Genomic DNA, 8,214 nt, shown 5'->3' on the forward strand with positions numbered 1-8,214 from the left:
GACCAAAAAGAAATGAAAAATGGATAATGTAAAAGTTTGGAAAGAAAAGATGATGATTCCTACATATGAAGTAGGGAAGCCAGAAAAATATCCGGTTTTTCCGGAAAAAAGAGTCTATCAAGCCAGTAGTGGAGATGTTTATCCAAACCCGATAATAGAACATGTGAGCGATACAAAAGTAGACAAAGAGTGGGATGTGATTTTTTTAGAAAATTATTATATCAAAATTATGGTATTACCTGCTCTTGGAGGTCGTATTCAGATGGCTTATGATAAGATAAGACAACGCCATTTTGTTTATTATAACCATGTGATAAAACCAGCTCTAGTTGGTTTAACCGGCCCCTGGATATCAGGAGGTATTGAGTTTAATTGGCCTCAACATCACCGCCCAAGTACCTACGATCCGGTGGATAGTACTATTGAAGAAAATGAAGATGGTAGTGTGACTGTTTGGGTGAGTGAGGTAGAGAGGATGTTTAGAACTAAAGGAATGGCAGGGTTTACTCTCCATCCAGATAAAGCCTATATAGAAATTAAAGCACAGTTATATAATCGTACGCCACATCCACAGACATTTCTTTGGTGGGCTAACCCGGCAGTAGCTGTAAATGACCATTACCAGTCGGTTTTTCCGCCAGATGTTCATGCGGTTTTTGACCATGGCAAAAGAGATGTTTCAGAATTCCCTATTGCAAAAGGTGAGTACTACAAAGTTGATTATTCACCTGGTACCGATATCTCTCGTTATAAAAATATACCGGTCCCAACTTCTTATATGGCTATTACTTCCAAATATAATTTTGTAGGAGGCTTTGAAAACGACTCTAAAGGAGGTTTGCTCCATGTTGCCGATCATCATATTTCCCCAGGAAAAAAACAGTGGACTTGGGGTGATGGAGATTTTGGTAGGGCGTGGGATCGTAATCTAACCGATGAAGATGGGCCTTATATTGAATTAATGTGTGGCGTTTATACAGATAATCAACCGGATTTTGCTTGGATGCAGCCTTATGAGGAGAAGAGCTTTAAGCAATATTTCATGCCGTATTATAATGTAGGAATTGTGAAAAATGCCACTAAAGATGTGCTTTTAAACCTGGAGATGGAAAGTGAAAAAGCTGTCCTAAAAGTGCATGTAACTGGAATTTACAAAGATTGTAAAATACTTCTTGAATCAAGTGAAGTCAAATTCTTTCAAAGGACTTTAGATCTTAAACCTGAAAAAGTTTTTGAAGAACGTATTGATATTGGAGATTCTTCTTATAAAGAGTTGACCGTAAAAGTTTATGATTCCCAAGGAAACCAGTTGATTTCTTGGACGCCAAAAGGAGATGGTCAAGAGGAAATCCCTGAACCTGCAAAAGCAGCAAAAGAACCGGAGGAAATAGATAGCATAGAGCAACTTTACTTGCGTGGATTGCATCTAGAGCAATACAGGCATGCTACATACGATCCTACTGCATATTATCTAGAAGCACTTTCCCGTGAGCCTGGCGATGTGCGAAATAATAATGCTATGGGGTTATGGTACTTAAAACACGGACAGTTTAAGCAGGCGTTGCAATATTTTGATGCTGCTATTGAAACCCTGATTCAACATAATCCAAACCCTTATGATGGTGAGTCTTTTTTTAATAAAGGTCTAACCCTAAGGTTTTTGGGTGATAATGATGCGGCTTATGATTCTATTTTTAAAGCTTGCTGGAATGCGGCATGGCAAGATGCAGGATATTTTAATCTTGCCCAAATTGACAGTTCCAGAATGGATTTTGAAAAGGCAATGGAGTTAATAGATAAATCCCTAATAAAAAACTGGCATAATCATAAGGCGAGGCATTTAAAAATCATATTGCTAAGAAAATTGAATAAGGATAACGAAGCAAAGAATCTTATTGAAGACTCGTTGAAGATCGATAATTTTAATTTCGGGGTCTTATATGAAAAATATTTGATAAGTCAGGAACAAAAAGACCTTCAACATTTTAAAGATATCCTACGGGAAAATGCGCATAATTATATTGAATTTTCTTTAGATTATGCTCAGGCCGGTTTTTTTGAAGAAGCCATTTCATTGTTAAACCTACACGAGAAAGGTAAAGATAGAGTTTATCCTATGATCCACTATTTTTTAGGTTGGTATCACCAAAAAAGCAACAATAAAGATCAGGCTGAATCACATTTTACAAAAGCGCAAAAAATGCCAGCCGATTATTGTTTTCCGAACCGATTGGAAGAAGTAGTTGTGCTAGAGGCAGCTTTAGAAACCAACCCACAAGATTCTTCTGCGGCCTATTATTTAGGAAACTTCTGGTATGCTTACAAACAATATGATAATGCTCAGGAATGCTGGGAAGCATCTATTAAGCATGGTAGCACGAATGCTATTTGTCATCGAAACCTCGCCTTACTTTATTATAATAAGACAGAGCAAAAAGATTTGGCTAAAGAACACTTGGAATTTGCCTTTAAGTTAGATAACAAAGAAGCCCGGTTATTGATGGAGCTAGATCAATTATATAAAAAGATGAATATTCCTATAAATGAGAGGATTACATTGCTTGAAAAAGACCAGATGCTCACAGCTTCACGAGACGACATTTACCTAGAAAGAATTACTTTGCATAATCACCAGGGAGAATATGAGAAAGCAATGAAGTCGCTTGAAAACAGACAATTTCATCCAAGAGAAGGGGGGGAAGGAAAGGTGACTTTCCAGTATGTTACCACTCAGGTTGAACTTGCTAAAGAAAATATTCAAAATGAGGAATACAATATAGCTATTCAACATTTAAAGGCTGCTCAGGCGTACCCACATAACCTTGGGGAGGGAAAACTTTTTGGAACCCAGGAGAACGATGTCTTTTACTGGTTGGGCTGTGCCTATGATGGGTTAAATAATAAGGAGCTAGCGGAATTAAACTGGCAAAAAGCCTCACAAGGGCTAAGTAATCCTAGTCCAGCTATTTTTTATAACGATCAGCAACCGGATAAGATATTTTATCAGGGACTGGCTCTTTTGAAGCTAGGCGAGGTACATGAAGCCGAAAAACGTTTTAATAACCTTATAAAGTATGGTAAGACCCATATGGAGGATGAGGTTAAATTGGATTATTTTGCGGTTTCCCTACAAGATTTTTTAATTTGGAATGAAAATTTGAATATTCTTAACAAAATTCATTGTAACTATCTAATTGGTTTGGGGGAATTTGGCCTGAAAAATAGAAAGGCTTCTATTTCTGCCTTTGAGGAGGTTCTTAAAATGGATTTATATCATCTTCCGGCTAAAATACATCTCACTATGATACAGGAGAAAGAAAATAATATAATTGAAGTAACCAAATAAATAAGTTTTAATGGATTTACTTAAAACGCTATCAATTACACCTTATACCTCAAAAATCGATTGGTTTTTATTCCGGATATTAAGAAGGTTTTCGATTCAGAAATTGGGTATAAAGCAAAAGCGGCAGCGGAGGATTTTATGGATTTAGAAAGACTATTATCTAAAAATAAATCTAAACAATGATTAAAAGTAATTTTACAACACAAAAAGTTTTGATTGTCGCTTTTATTTTTTTTCTGGGGTTCCAGAATATAAGAGCACAATCAAATAACCAAGATCAAAAACCGAACATCGTTTTGATTTATATCGATGACCTTGGCTATGGGGATATTGGAGTAAATGGAGCTAAAGGCGTAAAAACTCCTAATATTGATCAATTGGCTAACAATGGTATCAATTTTACTGATGCTCATTCTTCGGCTGCAACCTGTACGCCATCAAGGTATTCTATTTTAACCGGTAGTTATGCTTTTAGAAACAAGGCTGAAATTCTGGAAGGTGATGCTCCGTTAATAATAGATACTGAAACTAAAACCTTACCCGATATGTTGAAATCGGCAGGCTATTATACTGGAATCGTTGGGAAGTGGCATCTTGGACTTGGTAGAGCTAAAGTTAATTGGAACGGGCGGGTTTCCCCCGGACCAGCAGAAGTTGGATTTGATTATAGTTTTTTGATTCCTGCCACGGGTGACCGGGTTCCTACTGTTTTCCTAGAAAATCAACGAGTTTTTAATCTAAATCCATCAGATTCATTACTAGTTGATTATAAAAAACCTATTCCAGGCGGATATCCTTCTGGCAGGAATCATCCAGAATTATTAAAACAACATACCGATAATTATCATTTAAGCTCGATTACAAATGGGATTAGCCGAATTGGATTTATGAAAGGGGCTAAAGAAGCTTTATGGGTAGATGAAGACATACCTTTTGTCCTGGATGCCAAAGTAGAAGAATTTATAAAAGAGAAAAGTGATAATCCATTCTTTTTATTTTATTCGTTTCATGATATTCACCAACCAAGAACTCCAAATATTCAATTTGTGGAATCAAGTGAAATGGGGCCTCGAGGAGACGTGATTGCACAAATGGACTGGAGTGTTGGTAAGGTTATAGAGCATTTAGAGAAAGAAAATATTTTAAATAACACTCTTATAATTTTTACTAGCGATAATGGTCCAATCCTCGATGACGGCTATTTGGATTACGCTAAGGAATTGGTAGGGAATCATACACCTGGCGGAAAATTCAAAGGTACAAAGTATTCCATTTTTGAAGCTGGTACAAGAGTTCCAACCATTGTTTCCTGGGATGATCAAATTGAACCTGGGACTAGTGAAGCGCTTCTATCTCAGGTAGACCTTTATGCGTCTCTCGCAAATCTGTTAAATATAAGTTTGAAAACAGAAGATGCCCCAGACAGTGAAGACCATCTTTCTGCGTGGATGGGAAAAAAATCTATTGGAAGAAAATATTTATTGGAAGAAGCCTACGCATACGGACTAAGAATGGAGAACTGGAAATACATCCATCCAAAAGAAGATATAACAATTCCAGGTTGGTTACAGAATAAACAAATAGATCCTGGTTTTTTTGAAGAACCTCAATTATTCGATCTCTCAAATGATCCTTTAGAATCCAAAAATTTGGCAGAAAATCATCCGGATATTGTAGAAAAAATGAAAAATGAACTCCTTAAAATATTAAATAAGAATGTCTCAAAATAATTCAAAAATTCGAAATATACTGGCTAATTCAGTAAAGATAGTTTTCCTTTTTTTCCTAACAATATTAACCGGTTGTAAGGAAGAGGTTGGAGATTCAATTTCTCTTTCCGGAGCGTGGAGTGTAAAACTAGACTCTATGGAAGTTGGTGATCAAGAAAATTGGGCTAATGGTTTAAAAGAAGCTAATAGCATAACGCTTCCAGGTACTCTGGATGATGCTGAAATGGGTAAAGCAAGTACTTTGGAACCTGCCTTAAATAATATTGTGCTTTCAAGTTTAAACCGTAAACATGAATATTATGGAAAAGCGTGGTATCAAAAGGAAGTGAAAATACCTGGCAATTGGGAGAAAAAAGACATTACTCTTGAATTGGAAAGAGTGCTATGGGAATCAAAAGTATATGTTGATGGACATGCCATAGGCACTCGTGAAAGCCTGGTAGGGAGTCATGTTTATGATCTTTCTAAAGTGCTAACACCGGGAAATCATATTATCTCTGTAAGAGTGGATAATTCAGATCAATATCCTAACATTAATGTTTTGGGGAATAAATATCCAGACGATGCCGATAAGCAAATGGCACATGGCTATACTAATCATACGCAAATTAAGTGGAATGGTATACTAGGAAATATTGCTTTAAAGGCTTCAGAAAAGTCAAATCCGACAAATCTTCAAATATATCCAGATACGCAAAATGGAAAAATTAATGTAGAATTTGAACAATCAATTAGTAATTCAGAAGGGATTCAATTCGAAGTTCTTGATAACAGAGGAAATTCAATCTTGTCAGAAACAGTTGAGGATTATTTGGCAGAAGATAGTCTGGTTAAATTTTCTATACAGCGTCCGGAAGAACTGAAATTCTGGGATGAGTTTTCACCAGATGTTTATGAAGCTATAGTGACTGATTCTGGAGGAAGTACTTCGGCTAAATTCGGATATCGAAATATTTCAACAAACGATGGCATTTTGCAATTGAATGATAGAAGAATATTTCTTAGAGGTAATCTAGAGTGCGTGATTTTTCCTTTAACGGGCTATCCTCCTATGACAAAAGAAGAGTGGAGTTCATTGATTAGTCAGGCAAAAAATTATGGTTTAAATCATTTAAGATTTCATTCTTGGTGTCCACCAGAAGCAGCCTTTCAAGCTGCAGATGAGGCTGGATTTTACTTGCAGGTGGAATTGCCTCACTGGAGTCTGAAAGTAGGTGAGGATAAAAAAACCACTGAGTTTCTTTATTCAGAAGCTGAAAAAATGATTCAGGAATATGGAAATCATCCTTCTTTTGTAATGATGGCAATGGGGAATGAACTAGAAGGTGATATGAATGTTCTTAATGAGATGACCGCAGCCTTAAAAGAAAAAGATGGTAGACATTTATATGCGACTACAAGCTTTTCTTTTCAAAAGCCATCGGGAACCAGACCTGAACCTGAAGATGAGTTTTTCATTGCGCAATGGACTGATAAAGGATGGATCAGAGGTCAGGGAATTTTCAATAATCAACCACCAAGTTTCGACCAGGATTATTCAGATAATATCAGTCATATAGGCATACCGGTTGTTTCGCACGAAATTGGGCAGTATTCAGTCTATCCCGATTTATCTGAAATAGAAAAATATACAGGAGTACTCGAACCACTTAATTTTATAGCTGTTAAAAACGATCTTGAAGAAAAAGGTTTATTGGATTTGGCTGATGAGTTTACTCAGGCATCTGGAAATCTTGCTGCTATGCTTTATAAGGAAGAGATAGAAAGAGCATTAAAAACCGAAGAGTTTGATGGTTTTCAGTTGTTACAATTACAGGATTTTCCCGGTCAGGGAACGGCACTTGTTGGCTTACTGAATGCTTTTTGGGAATCAAAAGGAGTGATTTCTGGTGAAGAATTTAGAGAATTTAATTCGGAAGTAGTGCCATTAATCCGTTTTGAAAAAGCTATCTATAATGCAGGTGAAACATTCAAGGCAGATATAGAAGTTGCTAATTTCTACAAAGAATTTCAGGATCAAAAAATAAACTGGTCTATTTCGGATGCCGAAGGAGAAATTCTTATTAGCAACAGTTTTTCCAGTTCCCTGGGTATTGGTAGTAATAAAAAAATAGCTTCGATTGAGTTTCCCCTTCAAGTTAGGAACGCCAAAAGACTAAAGATTTCAGTGGCACTAGATGGAACAGATTTTAAGAATTCCTGGCCAATATGGGTTTACCCAGAAGTTGAGGTTAATTCAGGTTCAAATATAGTTGTTACCTCTTCATTCGAAGATGCTAGGATAGCACTGAAGCAAGGGAAAAAGGTCTTTCTTAATCCTGAGCTAGATAATATAGAAGGAATTACTGGTAGGTTTGTTCCTGTTTTTTGGAGTCCAGTACATTTTCCAGATCAACCTGGGACTATGGGGCTAATGATAAACGAGGAGCATTCCGCATTGCAAAATTTCCCAACCTCATCTTACACTGAATGGAATTGGTGGGATCTAACCATTAAGTCTAAATCGGTAATATTAGATGACACAGACATTGACCCCATCGTCAGAGTGATTGATAATTTTGTGACTAACCACAGCCTAGCGAATGTTTTTCAGGCTAAGGTGGGAGAAGGAAGTTTACTTTTTACAAGTATAGATTTAAATAATAATCTTGAGAACCGCCCTGTAGCTAAGCAATTAAAATATAGTTTATTGGAATATATGCAATCAGATGAATTTCAACCAGAGCAGGTTTCTGATTGGGAGAATATTGAAAATATTAAAAAATAATTTTTTATATATCTTAATATTAAAGTTATCTAAAAGGTTACCTCAAATATTTAAATAGTCGTAATCATATAGATAGCTATGACGCGCAAGTTAGGTTTGAATCCTGGTAGTAGTTAATTAAAAAGTTAATAGTAACTCAATATAAATCACTTTAGAAAAAGCAAGGAATAAGTTTTGAAGTTAAAGTGATGTTAAAGGTGTCAAATTCGGTTACACCTAATTTGCACACCTCTTGAAATGCCAGTATCAGTGTGCTTATCTGATTTTCGGATAGTTCCTCTTCCTCCGCAAAAAAAAGCCTCGTAAACATTATATTTACGAGGCTTTTGCTTTTTAGATGCCAGTTTATTTAGGTCAGGCTTAACGGATCA

Annotated in this window: 3 protein-coding genes; all 3 read left to right on the plus strand. The window is 36.2% G+C overall.

Annotated features, from left to right (window positions below; translation table 11 throughout):
* Window positions 1–19: 19 nt before the first annotated feature.
* The 3 genes from B5X51_RS15515 to B5X51_RS15525 all read left to right on the plus strand — a co-directional run bounded on the left by B5X51_RS15515 (window position 20) and on the right by B5X51_RS15525 (window position 7,843).
* Complete coding sequence (locus B5X51_RS15515; protein WP_079722107.1) at window positions 20–3,346, plus strand: DUF5107 domain-containing protein; 3,327 nt, start codon at window positions 20–22, stop codon at window positions 3,344–3,346.
* Between the two features lie 296 nt (window positions 3,347–3,642).
* Window positions 3,643–5,076, plus strand: coding sequence for a sulfatase-like hydrolase/transferase (locus tag B5X51_RS15520; RefSeq protein ID WP_217699556.1), 1,434 nt, complete (start codon window positions 3,643–3,645; stop codon window positions 5,074–5,076).
* Complete coding sequence (locus B5X51_RS15525) at window positions 5,063–7,843, plus strand: sugar-binding domain-containing protein (RefSeq protein ID WP_079722109.1); 2,781 nt, start codon at window positions 5,063–5,065, stop codon at window positions 7,841–7,843. Before B5X51_RS15520 ends, B5X51_RS15525 begins: the two co-directional genes overlap by 14 nt.
* Window positions 7,844–8,214 lie beyond the last annotated feature (371 nt).

It is taken from the genome of Salegentibacter holothuriorum (assembly GCF_900168045.1).
In the GTDB taxonomy this organism is placed as follows: domain Bacteria; phylum Bacteroidota; class Bacteroidia; order Flavobacteriales; family Flavobacteriaceae; genus Salegentibacter; species Salegentibacter holothuriorum.